Here is a 13,596-nt window from a genome sequence, read left to right on the forward strand (position 1 = left end):
TGTCGACCGCCTTTTCCGCATCTTGTGTCTACACGCTAGCCGGCATCCGCGATGCCGAACAGCTGCATATGTCCCGTTCACATTGAGCCCAAAGCGCCGACCGCTGTCAACAAAACGCTGGCCGCGGCGTTGTTAAGAATTGCGCAGAAATGCCGCAGCCCGGGAAGTTGCGGGGTTCGGCACGATTTGGGCCGCGAGATTCACGGTGCCGAAAGTTCTTCGGTCCATGGTCCACAACAAACAACTGGATCGCCCGGAAGCCATGAAGTCAGATCTATCGGCGCTCGAAGTGCGAGGGTTAACGAAGCGTTTTGACCGCCCGGCGGTCGACGCGCTCGACCTCACCATTCGGACCGGCGAGTTCTACGCCCTGCTCGGTCCCAACGGCGCCGGCAAGACCACGACGTTGCGGATGGTCGCCGGCCTGCTCAAGCCCGACGCCGGCTCGGTCTCCATTTTGGGCATCGATGCGCTCGCCGATCCCGTCGCCGCCAAGCAGGTCATGGCCTGGGTCTCCGACGAGCCGATGATCTACGACAAGCTGACGCCGCTGGAATATCTCGAATTCGTCGCCGGCCTCTGGGGCATCGACCCTGTCGTGTCGGAGCCCTCCGCGCACAAGCTTCTGCTGTCGCTTGGACTCGAGCCGCATCTGCACGAACGTTGCGAGGGATTTTCCAAGGGCATGCGCCAGAAGGTGGCGCTGGCCGGCGCGCTGGTTCACGATCCCCGGCTGATCATCCTGGACGAGCCGTTGACCGGCCTCGATGCGCTGTCGGCACGCCACGTCAAGGGATTGCTGCAGGATCGCGTCCGCGCCGGCTGCACCGTGATCATGACGACGCATATTCTCGAAGTCGCCGAGCGGATGGCCGACCGTATCGGCGTCATCGCCGCAGGCAAACTGGTGGCCGAGGGCACGCTCACTGAGCTACGCCAGCAGAATGGCCGCAACGACACCAGCCTCGAAGACATGTTCATCGCGCTCGTCGACACCGACGCGGCCGCCGCATGAGTTCGGCCGCGGCGCTCAGCTGGTTTGCCCGCCACGAGATCCGGCTGGCGTGGCGTGAATGGCTGGCGGTGATTGCCGGCAGACGTGGCAAGCGAAAGCGCGCGATCATCGCCCTGATCGTGTTCGTCGCCATCATGCACCTGCCAGCCTACGCCGTGATCGGCCGCTTCGCCGATTTGCAGGCCCCGCTCGGCAAGCCGGAACTGATCGTCATCACGGCGACCATCTTCCTCGCCTGGGCCCTGATGCTGTCGCAGGCCATCGAATCCGTGACGCGGGTGTTCTACGCCCGCGCCGATCTCGACCTCATCATGTCGTCGCCGGCGAATCTCGCCAACGTGTTCTCGGTGCGGATCGCGGCGATCGGGCTGTCCGTCATCGGGATGGCGCTGTTGCTGTCGACGCCCTTTGTCGACGTTCTCGTGATCGGCGGCGGCATCCGATGGCTTTCTGCGTTCGGCGTCGTCATCGCCATTGGCCTTACGGCCGCGGCCGTTGCGATCGCGATCACGGTCGCGCTGTTCCGGTTGATCGGCCCAGGCCGTACCCGCCTCGTCGCGCAGATCGTGGCCGCCATCATCGGTGCCGGCTTCGTCATCGCGCTCCAGGTCGCAGCCATCCTTTCCTACGGAACATTGTCTCGCTTTACGGTGCTGACCTCCGACGCCGCTTCAGCCTATGCGCCGGCGCTCGACAGCCCGCTGTGGTGGCCGGCGCGCGCGGCGATCGGCGATGGCATGGTGCTGTCGTGGCTGATGGCCGGCGGGCTCCTGCTGCTCGGCGTCGTGATGGCGGTCTTTTCGCCGAGATTTGCCGATACCGTCGTCAGTGTCGCTGCAACCGCCCCCACCGTCCGTCGCGGACCGCGCGCGACCGCATTTCGCGGCGGCTCACGGCAACAGGCGCTGCGCACGAAGGAGTTTCTGCTGCTGCGGCGCGATCCGTGGCTGTTGTCGCAAAGCCTGATGCAATTGCTGTATCTGGTGCCGCCGGCCCTGATGCTGTGGCGAAGTTTTTCCGAAAGCTCGGACGCGATCGTCTTGATCACGCCCGTGATCGTGATGGCGGCCGGCCAGCTCGCCGGCGGCCTCGCCTGGCTGACGATATCGGGAGAAGATGCCGCCGACCTGGTCGCGACCGCACCGCTGCCGCCGTCGCGCGTGATCCGCGCCAAGATCGAAGTGGTGCTTCTCTCGATCGGCGCCATCTTCGTGCCGCTGATCGCAGCACTGGCGTTTGCCTCCGTGACGCAGGCGATCGTCACCGCGCTCGGCGTCATCGTCGCTACCGTCTCGGCGGCTGCGATCCAGCTCTGGTTCCGCGTGCAGGCCAGGCGCAGCCAGTTCCGCCGCCGCCAGACCTCGTCGCGGCTCGCGACATTCGCGGAAGCCTTCTGCTCGATCGGCTGGGCCGCCACCGCAGCGCTGGCGGTCACGATCCCGATCGCCGCCGTCATCAGCGGCGCGATGACCGCGGCGATTCTCGCGGCGACGTGGAAGATCAGCCCGCGGCGGAGCTAGTCCTACTGCTTCTCCAGCCCTGCCCGCTCGATCACATCACCCCAGCGCTTGATCTCCTTCTCGATGAACGGGATCATCTCGGCCTTCTGCAGCATCATCGGGCGGGTGCCGACCTTTTCGAAATGCGTGCGCACGCGCTCCGACGACAGCGCCGCATGCGCGGCCGCCGCCAGACGGTCGACGACCGGCGCGGGCGTGCCTGCGGGCACCATGATCGATGACCAGCTCTGGGTCGTCATCTCCTTCATGCCGAGCTCGGCCATGGTCGGCACATCAGGAAATGCGCGCAGGCGATCCGGCGCGGTCGTGGCCAGCACCTTCAGCTTGCCGGCCTCGACATGCGGGCCGACCGAGACTGGATAGTCAAACATGACATCGACGCGGCCGGCGATCATGTCGTTCAGCGCCGGCGCGCTGCCCCGGTAGGGCACGTGCTGCATCTCGATGCCGGTGACCGTCTTGAACAGTTCGGCGACCAGATGCGTCGCGGTGCCGACGCCCGAGGAGGAGAACGTCACCTTGCCCGGATTCTGTTTGGCGTAGGCGATGAACTCCGGCACCGAATTATAGGGTGCGCCGTGATAGGCGACGAACAGATTCGGGCTTTCTCCGACCAGATGCACCGGCAGAAAACTCGTCAGCGGATCGTAGGACAGGTTTTTGCGTAACGTGACGTTGGCCGCCATCGTGCCCTGCGTGCCGTAGATCATCGTGTAGCCATCGGGCCTGGAGCGGGCCACCTGCTCGGTGCCGACGGCCCCGCCGCCGCCAGCACGGTTGTCGATCACCACCGACTGGCCAAGCGTCTTCGACATTTCCTCGGCGACGATGCGTGATGTCGTGTCGGTGATGCCGCCCGGCGCGAATGGCACGACCCAGGTGATCGGACGGCTGGGGAATTCCTCGGCCAAGGCCGATGTGGAGGCCGATGTGATCGAGGCAAAGGACACCAGCCAGATCGCAAGCAAGACGTGACGCTTTGCCATGGAATTCCGCCCCGTAAAATTCTGTCCTTCTGAAGAGGACTTGCGCAGGGAGGATGACGGTTTTTGGCACCGCTTGCCATGCGGCAAACTGGACCTAGGCGCGGATCAACTCCATCACCGCCGCGGCAAACACCTCGGGCGCTTCCTGCGGCAGATTATGTCCGGCGCGCGGCACCACGCGATGAACGCGGCGGCCGGTGAATTTCGACGCGCTGCCGATGCCATCGGTTGCCGGCGCAACGCCGTCGCCTGCGCCGTCCAATGTAATCGTTGGCACGGTGATTGGAGGCAGCGCCGCCAGCCTGCGCTGGATTTCAGCATATTGCGGATCGCCCTCGGCAAGGCCGAAGCGATGGCGATAGCTGTGAATCACCACGTCGACGTAATCGGGATTGTCGTGGGCCGTTGCAGTTCGCTCGAAACAGGCATCGTCGAACGGCCAGTTCGGTGACCATTGCGTCCACAATATCCTGGCGATCTCGCGCCGGTTGGCGGCCAGTCCCGCGCGGCCACGCTCGAGCTGGAAGTAATACTGGTACCACAGCGCCACCTCGCGCTCGGGGCGCTGCGGCGCCATGGCGTTGGCGACATCCTGGATCAGGTAGGAATTGACGCAGACGAGCCCGATGCAGCGCTCCGGCCATAGCGCCGCGCCGACGCAAGCTGCCCGGCCACCCCAGTCATAGCCCGCGAACACCGCGCGGCGGATGCCAAGCGCATCCATCAGCGCCATCATGTCGGCGCCCATGGCGGCCTGCTCGCCGGAGCGCGGCGTCGCAGAGCTGCGAAACCGGTTCGGGCCGTAGCCGCGCAAATAGGGAACGATGACGCGGCAGCCTTGCGCGGCCAGTTGCGGCGCGACGTCGACATAGGAATGAATGTCGTAGGGGAAGCCATGCATGAGCATCACGGCCGGTCCATCGGCGGGACCCGCCTCGTAACAGGCGATGCTGAGGACGCCGGCATCGACCTGGCGCAACGGCTCCAGCCGTTTCGATGACGGGATACCCGGGGCCGAGGCGGCGGTCTTTTCAGTCACGGCGAACTCCTTGGATGCATCTTACAATATGGCATGGCCCGCCCCCGATGAAGCAAATCCGGCGCGGTGCCGTGCGCGAATGTCATCATGACGTTTCCGGAATTCGGCGATACAGTGCGGCCTGCGGCCTTTGCCACGGATGGGTCATGCCATGTTGCGATCCCTTAACGTATCCCTTGCCACAGCCCTTGCCTTGCTCGGTTCGCTGATCGTCCCGGCAGCCGCCCAGCAGCAGCCCTTGCGCAGCGAGTGCCTGGCGATGGCGAACGCCCCGCCGCTCGCGATCCCGGTCAGCCTTCGCCGCACCGCCGCCAAGCCGCAAGAAGTCGCGATCACCTATGTCGGGCATTCCACCTATTATATCGACACGCCCGAGGGCGTGCGGATCGGGACCGATTTCAACGGCGTCTACCGCACCGGCCGCCTGCCCGACGTCGTCACCATGAACCGGGCGCATTCGACGCACTACACGCTGTTTCCCGATCCAAAAATTCCACATGTCCTGCACGGCTGGGGAGAGAACGGCCAGGCGGCGCATGTCTCAACGCGGGTCGGCGACGTCTATATCCGCAACGTCCCTACCGACATCCGCCGCTACTACGGCGAGGGCTCCGGGGCGATGATCAAGGACGGCAACTCGATCTTCATCTTCGAGGTCGCCGGCCTCTGCATTGGCCATCTCGGCCATCTGCATCACAAGCTCGACGAGACGCATTTCGCGGCGATCGGTCGGCTCGATATCGTGATGGTGCCGATCGACGGCACCTATACGATGTCGCTCGACGGCGTCTCCGAGATCACCAAACGGCTGCGCGCCTCCGTGGTGCTGCCGATGCACCGTTTCGCCACCCCGCTCGATGAATTCATGCGCCTGATCGGCCAGCAGTTCGTCATCGACCAGCAGAGCGAGCGGACCCTGAAGATTTCACGGGATACGCTGCCGGGCACGCCGACGGTGATCATTCTGGACGGGGTGTAGTTTGGGCACAACTGCCTACGGCCGTCATTGCGAGCGAAGCGAAGCAATCCATGGTGCGGCAAACTAAGAGATGGATTGCTTCGCTACGCTCGCAATGACGAACAACAAGCAGCAATAATCGGGGAGCGACACTCATGGCCGCCAGCACTGCACCCGCCTCCAGAAGCGGGCTCTACGCCGATCCGCGCGAAGACTGGCTGGCACAACACACCGAGGAGATCATCGATCCCGCACGCCCGATCGTCGACCCGCATCACCATCTCTGGGACCGCGGCGGCCTGCGCTACATGATCGAGGAGATGGCGACCGACATCGCTTCCGGGCACAACATCGTCGCTACCGTCTATGTCGACTGCCGCTCCATGTACCGCGCGCACGGCCCTGAGGCGTTTCGCCCCGTCGGCGAGGTCGAGTTTGCCAATGGCGTCGCTGCGATGGCGGCGAGCGGCGGCTACGGCAAGGCCGCGATCTGTGCCGGCATCGTCAGCCACGTCAATCTCTTGCTCGGCGACGGCGCCAAGGCCGTGCTGGAGGCGGAGATCATTGCCGGCAACGGCCGCTTCCGCGGCATCCGGCATTCCTCCGCCTGGGATGCCGATCCCAACGTGGCCGGCATGTATGCGACGCGGCCCAAGGGGCTGTTGCTCGACAGCACGTTTCGCAAGGGCTTTGCCTGCCTCGCCCCACTGGGCCTGAGCTTCGACGCCTGGCTGTTTCACCCCCAGATCGGCGAACTCACCGATCTCGCCCGCGTCTTTCCCGACACCAGAATCGTGCTCGATCATTGCGGCGGACCGATCGGCATCGGCAGCTATGCCGGCCGGCGCGAGGAAATCTTCCCCGTGTGGAAGGCCTCGATCCAGGAAATCGCCAAATGTGAAAACGTCGTCGTCAAGCTCGGCGGGCTCGCGATGTGCCTGCTCGGCTACGATTTTCATCTGCGGCCCAAGCCACCGTCTTCCGAAGAAGCCGCCGCCGCATGGCGTCCCTATATCGAAACCTGCATCGAGGCGTTTGGGCCGGGTCGATGCATGTTCGAAAGCAATTTTCCGCCGGACAAGGGCCAGTGCAGCTATCAGGTGATCTTCAACGCCTTCAAGCGGCTGGCCGCGCAATATAGCGAGGCCGAGAAGACGGCGCTGTTCTCGAGGACGGCGACGGAGTTCTACAGGCTGAAACTTGAGTGATCTTTCTTGAGAGCAGAGGGACGCCGCGTCACCGCGGCGCGCGCACATTCGCGCGAGCAATTTAGCTAGCGCCGCGGGCCTGCAATCGTCTCACGCCCACTCGCCCTTGCGGAACACCGGCACGCGGCTTCCGTCGGCGTGAACGCCGTCGATGTCGGTCTCGCTTGATCCGATCATCCAGTCGATGTGAATGAGGCTCTTGTTGCCGCCTTGTGCCGCGATCTGCGCCGGGGTCAGCTTGTCGCCGCCGACGAAGCATTTCGAGTAGCATTGGCCGAGCGCGATATGGGAAGCGGCGTTCTCGTCGAACAGCGTGTTGAAGAACAACAGCCCGCTTTTGGAGATCGGCGAGGAATGCGGCACCAGCGCCACTTCGCCGAGACGGGCGGCGCCTTCGTCGGTGTCGAGCACCTTCTTCAGCACCTCCTCACCGCGCGATGCCTTTGCCTCGACGATGCGGCCTTCCTCGAACCTGACGGCAATGTTGTCGATCAGCGTGCCCTGGTAGGACAACGGCTTGGACGAGACGACGTGCCCGCTGACGCGCCGGCAATGCGGCGTGGTGAAGACTTCCTCGGTCGGGATGTTGGCGTTGCAGGTGATGCCGTTCCTGGCGGTCGAGGCGCCGCCTTCCCACTCGTGGCCGTCGGCGAGACCGATCGTAAGATCCGTGCCCGGGCCGGAATATTTCAACGCGTGGAAGCGCTGGCCGTTCAGCCATTCGGTCCGCTCGCGCAGCACGGCGTTGTGCTTTTCCCAGGCCGCGACGGCGCCGTCCTGATCGACGCGGGACGCTGCAAAGATCGCATCCGCCAGCTTTGCTACCGCGACGTCCTCCGGATCATCGGGGAAAACCTGCTTCGCCCAGGACAGACTCGGATAGGCGATAATGTTCCAGTTGGTTTCGAAATTGACGATCTTCTCCAGCGCCGGCTGATAGGCGACCGAATTGGCCTTGCTGGCGCGCGCGACCTTGGTCGGGTCCTCGCCCGACAGCAGCATCGGATTGTCGCCGACGATGGCCAGCCGCGCGGTGTTGGCGGTGAACGCCTTCGCCATGCCCTCGTAGAGCCAGCTGGCGGCGCGATCGAAACTCTCGTTGTGACCGTAGCGATAGCGCGCCAGCGTGATCTCCTCATCCGACAGGAACGGGGTCACGATTCCAGCGCCGGCCTTGTAGGCATGTTCGGCAATCCGGCGCACCAGCGGCAGCGCGACCGAGGGCGCGGTCAGCAGCAGGTCCTGTCCCGGCTGCAGCCGCAAGCCGACCTTGACCGCGACTTCGGCAAGGCGGTCCAGTTTCACGGGATCGATCGAGGCGGAAACATTGCGCTGATGTGCAGTCATGATTCTTTCGGCCAATGCTGTTGGTTTTTGAAGGCCTCGCAACCTCCGGCCGTGATCACACCATCAAGCCAAAGCGAACGAAGCGCCTGACACCAGCAATAGCACAAGAATGGTCCGGCGAAACCCGGCCTCGTTGGTGTTCCGGAATGCAACAATGCCGAGCATGGAACCAGCAAACTACGCTGCTCTAGTCGAATGGCAGCGATAGTCCCGGCTGCCTGGCGTCCACCGGACGGATGAATTCGTCGGCTGGAGCGGCCGACGAGTTCACATGCGAGCGATCGACCATCTCGCCACTGGCGACATGGACGACCACTACGAGGACGGCGATGATGGCGAGCGCAGTGAGGCTGAGCGGCGTCACGTCACGTCGACTGGATCCCGGTGTCCCGCCGCGCCTTGCGATCGGCGCGGACGCGCGTGTTATTTCCGTGGGCATTTTGGCTGCTCTTTTCGGTTTGTCGGGATTCCGGCACAGGCTTCGCGGGACGAACCTGGGCCTGCCCGGCAATCAAATGACGGTAACGACGCAGCACCCGTATCGCGTCGCGGCGCCGCGAGCGGTGAAGCGCTTCGAGCAGGCGCGTAAAGAATCCCTTGCGCTTCGTGCGCGGCCTGGGCTCGCCTTCAATGGAGGGAGTACGCATCGCTGATGCCCCGCGTGGTGTGTGTTTCGCGCGGGCAAAATGTCAGCGGACGCGAGGAAGGGCTGTGAGATAGTTCACAGCAGCTTCTTCGCGCGAGACAAATGGATGTGAGGAAGCTTGATGAACCCTTGACACGCGCTTGAGGCGAGACGCGCTTGTGTCATCCCGTGCGGATCAATTTAGCGCTTCGAGGCTGCTTGCGGGCGAAGGATTTCTTGTCCGCCGAAGTCCAGATGCAGGGTGGTTGACGACGATTAGGGATTCCAGAGGGAATGAAGCAGCTCGCTGCGCTCAGCCCAGGCCTCTCACCGTCAGCACGATGGCGTCGGCGCCTGCCTTGCGATCGACCGATATCTCCTGATACTCGGGCGAATTCTGGAATTCCTTCGCCGCGTCCTCATCCGGAAATTCCATGATCACGACCTTGTCGCGCGGCCACTCGCCTTCCAGCACCACCGGATGCCCGTCCGCCACCAGCAATTTTCCCTTGAATTTGTTGAACACGTCCATGAAGCGCGATTGATAGCGGTCGTAGAGTTCGTGGCGAGTGAATTTCAACTGGGCGATAATGTAGACGCTCATGACGACCCCTCATCTCACGATGCCAAGCGGCGCCTTCACCGCCATCGTCTGGTCAATCGCGAAACTTCTTCTTTTTCTTCTTGCCGAAGGCAGCCTTCGCAGGCGCCCCGCTTTCGTGCCGCGGCTTGCCGGCGTGAGCCGGCTTATCCCGATGCGGTTTCTTCGTATCGTAACGCGCTTGCTTGTCAAACCCCGGCTTATCAGAGCTCTTTGCGTTTTTGCCGTGCGGCTTCGGTGTCCACTCCTGCTTGCGCACCTCCTCACGCGGCGGTGCATCGCCGAGCGCCTCGATACGGATGTTGTCTTCCTTGTCGGGACGCCGGATCTTGACGGCAAAGGATTCCGCGGCACGGGCGGAAATCTCGAATTCGGAGGTGGTATCCATGATGCGGATGGCACCGATGTCAGACTTGTCGATGCCCCCGCGGCGACAGATCATCGGCAACAGCCAGCGTGCTTCCGCATTCTTGCGGCTGCCGATGGAGGCACGGAACCAGACGCTGCCTTCGCCCATGGCGTGACGCGGCGATGATTTCCCCTTCTTCGATCGCGGCCCGGCGCTGCGATCGTCGCCGCGCGGCGGACGGCCTTCCCTTTCCCGGCCGCGATCCTCGCGGGACCGGCCACTGCCCTGCCCGGGATCGAGAATGTCCTCGGGCGACGGCAGCCGCGCGCGATAGAGTCGCGCCAGCGCCGCGGCGATGTCTTCCGCCGAACGCTCAGCGAGCAAGGCTTGCGCCAGCGCCATATCCTCAGGCGTCGTCTCCTCCGAAAACAGCGCATCTTTCAGCATGCGCTCCTGATCGAGTTTACGAATTTCATCCGGCTGGGGCGCCGTGCCCCAGAGCGTATCGATGCCGGCCAGGTTCAGCAGCACCTCGGCGCGGCGCCTGCGCGCCGGCGGCACCAAAAGGATGCTGACGCCCTTGCGGCCCGCGCGCCCGGTACGGCCGGAGCGATGCTGCATGACTTCCGGATCGTTCGGAATATCGGCGTGAATGACGAGATCGAGATTCGGCAGGTCGATGCCGCGCGCCGCCACGTCGGTCGCGACGCAGACACGGGCGCGCCCATCCCGCAACGCCTGCAGCGCCATCGTTCGCTCGTTCTGAGTCAATTCACCCGACAGCGCGACCACAGAGAAGCCACGCTCCAGCAGCGTCGCCTGCAAATGCCGGACGGCTTCCCGCGTATTGCAAAACACCAGCGCGCTTGGCGATTCGTAGAATCGCAAAGTGTTGACGACGGCATGCTCGACATCGCCGGCGGCAATCCGGATGGCGCGATATTCGATGTCGGCATGGCCGCCTTCTTCGCCCGCGACTTCGACGCGAAAGGCCGATTGCTGATACTCCTTCGCCAGCGCGACGATGCCGCGCGGCAAGGTCGCCGAAAACAGCAGCGTGCGGCGATCGTCCGGCGTGGCCTCGAGGATGAACTCCATGTCCTCGCGAAAACCGAGATCGAGCATCTCGTCGGCCTCGTCAAGCACGATCGCCTTCAGTTCCGAAACGTCGAGCCGGCCTCGCCGCAAATGGTCGCAGAGCCGCCCCGGCGTGCCGACCACGATGTGCGCGCCCGCGGCGAGCTCGCGCTGCTCGCGACGCGGGTCCATACCGCCGACGCAGGAAACCACGCGCGCATCGGCATATTGATAGAGCCAGGCAAGTTCGCGATGCACCTGAAGTGCCAGCTCGCGGGTTGGCGCGACGATCAATGCCAAGGGAGCCGCGGCACGCTCGAACCGCTCGGCGCCATCGAGCAGATTCGTCGCAACCGCCAGTCCATAGGCGACGGTCTTGCCGGAGCCGGTCTGCGCCGAGACCAGGAGGTCGCGGCCGGCAGCGTCATCGGCCAGCACCGCGGTCTGGACCTGTGTTAGCTGATCGAAGTTGCGCTCCGCCAAAGCTCGGGCGAGCGGCGGACTTGTGGTCAAGAATGTCACGAGATGTCAGACCTTAGGTTGGCTCTATCAGCCGAAAATGTTGAATACCGCCCCGAACCGAAAATGGCTCGAAGCTGCGCATTTCACGAAGCGCAGCCGTACGGCCTGACCGATTTCACTGAGGTGGGGATGCTTTAGGCGAAAACCAGCCAATACGCCATCCATTCTTTGCAGATCAGCCGATCACTTCTGCGCCGGTTAACCTTGCACGCGGCATGCACCGCGACGCTGGGAATCCCGGAACGATCGGCTACACTGCCGTTTTGAGGCGTTTCGCGCATGTTTTTCAGATCAGCCGTCGTTCAAGGGGGCCGGACACCGTGACCGCGTTCAAGACCATTCGCGCCCGGGCCGAGAAGCGCAAGGGCAGCCCCAAGGCGCTCGCCAGGTTGCTGCCGGCCAAGCCCGACCCGAAGGCGCTCGCCAGGCTCGGCGACGACCGGATTCTCGCCGAAATGACTAGGCGGGTGTTTTGCGCAGGGTTTGCCTGGAGCGTGATCGAGAGCAAATGGCCGGGTTTTGAGAAGGCGTTTCTCGGCTTCAAGCCGGGTCCGCTGACGCTGCAGCCGGACGAGTTCTGGGACGATCTGATGAAGGACACGCGGATCGTGCGCAACGGCGCCAAGATCATGTCGGTGCGCGCCAATGCAAGCTTTGTTAGGGACATCGCCAGGGAGCATGGCAGTTTCGGCAAGTTCCTCGCCAACTGGCCCTCGTCCGACGAGGCCGGGCTGCTCGAACTCCTGGCCAAGCGCGGCAGCCGGCTCGGCGGCAATACCGGGCAGATGATGCTGCGCTTCCTCGGCTGGGACGGTTTTGTCACGTCGAGGGATGTGGTGCTGTGCCTGCGCGACGCCGGGCTCAACATCGCGGAGACGGTGACTTCGAAGCGCGACCTCGCCAAGGTGCAGGCACAGTTCAATGCATGGGCTGAGGAGACGGGGCTAGCTTACGTGCAGCTCTCGCGGATCTGTGCGCTGTCGATTGGCGAGAATTATGCGGCGGACAAGCTCGAGAGCATGATGGGTGCCGACGATTGATCCACCTTCGCTCTTCGAGCTACGGCGCGACAAGTCCGCCCAACCCACCCGGCTGGATTTCGTCGACCTGGAATCAGATGACGAAGAATCCATGCGTGGCGTCGCGGCGGAGCTGTTCGACCAGGCCGTATTCCCAGTCGAGATAGGCCTGCATCGCGCTTTCCTTGACATCGGTGCCCTCATAGGGACGGCGATACCGGTATGACGGATCGGGCTTTGGGATTACCTGCGGCGGCCCGATCTCCAGCACGCGATCATAGCCGCCTTCGAGCACGTAGGTTTCCCATCCCATCTGCGCGAGCCAGGACGCGGTCATGTCCGCGCGGACGCTTCTATTGTCCGTCAGCACGATGCGCGCACCACGCACCGGAGCCGCCATGTCGATCTCCTGCACCAGTTGCCCGCCGGCATAGTGACGGTAGCCCGCGAGATGGCCGGCGCTGTATTCCTCCTCCGAGCGGACGTCGAAGCGGTACAGCGTGCGATCAGCCTGCGCCTGCAGCGCCGCCATTTCCGCTAGGCCGATGTGCCGGACGCCGGCGCGATAGGCGACGTCGCGCGCATTGGCTTCGCCGCCCGCGATGGCGCCGATCTCGCCGCGCCTGCCCGCGCCATGTTCGAGATTCTGTTTGGCCAACGTCCAGCCGATCGTTCCGTTGCGCAGCGCCCGCACCTTGTTGATGACGCCGGCATTGATCAGCGACTGGGTGCCGATGATCGAGCGGGTACGGCCGGCGCAATTGACGATAATCGTGGTTTCGGAATCCGGCGCGGCGCGGCCTGCGCGCAGCACCAGCTCGGCGCCCGGCACGCTGATCGAGCCCGGGATATTCATGGTGGCGTATTCGTCGAACCGGCGGACATCGAGGATTTGAATGTTGGCGCCATTCGCAATCAGGGCGCCGACTTCCTCGGCGGCCAGCGAAGGCGTATGCCGCCGCGTCTCTACCAGTTCGCCAAAGGCCTTGGCATAGGAATTGACGTCCCGGAACAGCTCAAAGCCGGCCTGTTTCCAGCCCTGCAGCCCGCCTTCGAGTAAACTGACATCGGTGTAGCCCAAGGCTTTCAGGCGGTCCGCCGCCATGGCAACGAGGCCTTCGCCGTCATCGTAAAGGACGATCGGAACGTCCTTGCGCGGCATCCGCGCTTCGGCCTCCAGCGCGATCCGGCCAGCCGCCATGTTGGCGGCAAACAGGGGGTGGCCGGTGGCGAAGACGGCCTCGTGCCTGATATCGAGCAGCGCGATTTCCTCGCGCAGCAGCAGCGCGGTGCGGACTTTGGACGGGGTGACGGACGGAAAGGTCATGAA

The 13,596-nt window shown here is 64.0% G+C and carries 13 protein-coding genes; 5 read left to right on the forward strand and 8 right to left on the reverse strand.

Annotated elements, in window-relative coordinates; all coding sequences use genetic code 11:
- Window positions 1-262: 262 nt before the first annotated feature.
- Window positions 263-1,015, forward strand: a complete 753-nt coding sequence (locus IVB05_RS40110; protein WP_247781584.1) for an ABC transporter ATP-binding protein — start codon at window positions 263-265, stop codon at window positions 1,013-1,015.
- Window positions 1,012-2,535 (forward strand): permease, encoded by a 1,524-nt coding sequence (locus IVB05_RS40115; protein WP_247781585.1) that lies wholly within the window; start codon window positions 1,012-1,014, stop codon window positions 2,533-2,535. The genes IVB05_RS40110 and IVB05_RS40115 overlap by 4 nt, the downstream gene beginning before the upstream one ends.
- Before the next feature lie 2 nt (window positions 2,536-2,537).
- Here IVB05_RS40115 and IVB05_RS40120 read toward each other — a convergent pair whose 3' ends face one another.
- Complete coding sequence (locus IVB05_RS40120) at window positions 2,538-3,521, reverse strand: tripartite tricarboxylate transporter substrate binding protein (protein ID WP_247781586.1); 984 nt, start codon at window positions 3,519-3,521, stop codon at window positions 2,538-2,540.
- A 94-nt stretch (window positions 3,522-3,615) separates the two neighbouring features.
- Complete coding sequence (locus IVB05_RS40125; protein WP_247781587.1) at window positions 3,616-4,560, reverse strand: alpha/beta hydrolase; 945 nt, start codon at window positions 4,558-4,560, stop codon at window positions 3,616-3,618.
- Between the two features lie 151 nt (window positions 4,561-4,711).
- Here IVB05_RS40125 and IVB05_RS40130 point away from each other — a divergent pair, with 151 nt between their 5' ends.
- Complete coding sequence (locus IVB05_RS40130) at window positions 4,712-5,539, forward strand: MBL fold metallo-hydrolase (RefSeq protein WP_247781588.1); 828 nt, start codon at window positions 4,712-4,714, stop codon at window positions 5,537-5,539.
- Between the two features lie 134 nt (window positions 5,540-5,673).
- Window positions 5,674-6,726 (forward strand): amidohydrolase family protein, encoded by a 1,053-nt coding sequence (locus tag IVB05_RS40135; protein ID WP_247781589.1) that lies wholly within the window; start codon window positions 5,674-5,676, stop codon window positions 6,724-6,726.
- Between the two features lie 90 nt (window positions 6,727-6,816).
- On the opposite strand, the gene IVB05_RS40140 is transcribed toward IVB05_RS40135, so the two are convergent.
- From IVB05_RS40140 to IVB05_RS40160, 5 genes are all read right to left on the reverse strand, one after another.
- Entirely contained in the window at window positions 6,817-8,073 is a 1,257-nt protein-coding gene (locus IVB05_RS40140) for an aminopeptidase (protein ID WP_247781590.1), read from the reverse strand.
- A 187-nt stretch (window positions 8,074-8,260) separates the two neighbouring features.
- Window positions 8,261-8,437, reverse strand: coding sequence for a hypothetical protein (locus IVB05_RS40145; RefSeq protein ID WP_247781591.1), 177 nt, complete (start codon window positions 8,435-8,437; stop codon window positions 8,261-8,263).
- Window position 8,438: 1 nt separating this feature from the next.
- Window positions 8,439-8,720, reverse strand: a complete 282-nt coding sequence (locus IVB05_RS40150; protein WP_247781592.1) for a hypothetical protein — start codon at window positions 8,718-8,720, stop codon at window positions 8,439-8,441.
- Window positions 8,721-9,011: 291 nt separating this feature from the next.
- Window positions 9,012-9,302, reverse strand: coding sequence for a DUF1330 domain-containing protein (locus tag IVB05_RS40155; RefSeq protein ID WP_247781593.1), 291 nt, complete (start codon window positions 9,300-9,302; stop codon window positions 9,012-9,014).
- Between the two features lie 52 nt (window positions 9,303-9,354).
- Window positions 9,355-11,247 carry a DEAD/DEAH box helicase gene (locus IVB05_RS40160; protein ID WP_247781594.1) on the reverse strand — a complete coding sequence of 631 codons (1,893 nt, stop codon included), beginning with the start codon at window positions 11,245-11,247 and terminating at the stop codon, window positions 9,355-9,357.
- Window positions 11,248-11,567: 320 nt separating this feature from the next.
- Here IVB05_RS40160 and IVB05_RS40165 point away from each other — a divergent pair, with 320 nt between their 5' ends.
- Window positions 11,568-12,287 (forward strand): DNA-3-methyladenine glycosylase I, encoded by a 720-nt coding sequence (locus tag IVB05_RS40165; RefSeq protein WP_247781595.1) that lies wholly within the window; start codon window positions 11,568-11,570, stop codon window positions 12,285-12,287.
- Window positions 12,288-12,360: 73 nt separating this feature from the next.
- On the opposite strand, the gene IVB05_RS40170 is transcribed toward IVB05_RS40165, so the two are convergent.
- Entirely contained in the window at window positions 12,361-13,593 is a 1,233-nt protein-coding gene (locus tag IVB05_RS40170) for a rhodanese-like domain-containing protein (RefSeq protein WP_247781596.1), read from the reverse strand.
- Window positions 13,594-13,596 lie beyond the last annotated feature (3 nt).

This window comes from Bradyrhizobium sp. 170, from assembly GCF_023101085.1.
In the GTDB taxonomy this organism is placed as follows: domain Bacteria; phylum Pseudomonadota; class Alphaproteobacteria; order Rhizobiales; family Xanthobacteraceae; genus Bradyrhizobium.

What these genes read in the sequence shown, in the direction of transcription:
- IVB05_RS40155 (WP_247781593.1), bottom strand. Translation starts at nt 9,302, where the DNA reads ATGAGCGTCTACATTATCGCCCAGTTGAAATTCACTCGCCACGAACTC.
- IVB05_RS40110 (WP_247781584.1), top strand. Translation starts at nt 263, where the DNA reads ATGAAGTCAGATCTATCGGCGCTCGAAGTGCGAGGGTTAACGAAGCGT.
- IVB05_RS40130 (WP_247781588.1), top strand. Translation starts at nt 4,712, where the DNA reads ATGTTGCGATCCCTTAACGTATCCCTTGCCACAGCCCTTGCCTTGCTC.
- IVB05_RS40115 (WP_247781585.1), top strand. Translation starts at nt 1,012, where the DNA reads ATGAGTTCGGCCGCGGCGCTCAGCTGGTTTGCCCGCCACGAGATCCGG.
- IVB05_RS40170 (WP_247781596.1), bottom strand. Translation starts at nt 13,593, where the DNA reads ATGACCTTTCCGTCCGTCACCCCGTCCAAAGTCCGCACCGCGCTGCTG.
- IVB05_RS40120 (WP_247781586.1), bottom strand. Translation starts at nt 3,521, where the DNA reads ATGGCAAAGCGTCACGTCTTGCTTGCGATCTGGCTGGTGTCCTTTGCC.
- IVB05_RS40140 (WP_247781590.1), bottom strand. Translation starts at nt 8,073, where the DNA reads ATGACTGCACATCAGCGCAATGTTTCCGCCTCGATCGATCCCGTGAAA.
- IVB05_RS40150 (WP_247781592.1), bottom strand. Translation starts at nt 8,720, where the DNA reads ATGCGTACTCCCTCCATTGAAGGCGAGCCCAGGCCGCGCACGAAGCGC.
- IVB05_RS40135 (WP_247781589.1), top strand. Translation starts at nt 5,674, where the DNA reads ATGGCCGCCAGCACTGCACCCGCCTCCAGAAGCGGGCTCTACGCCGAT.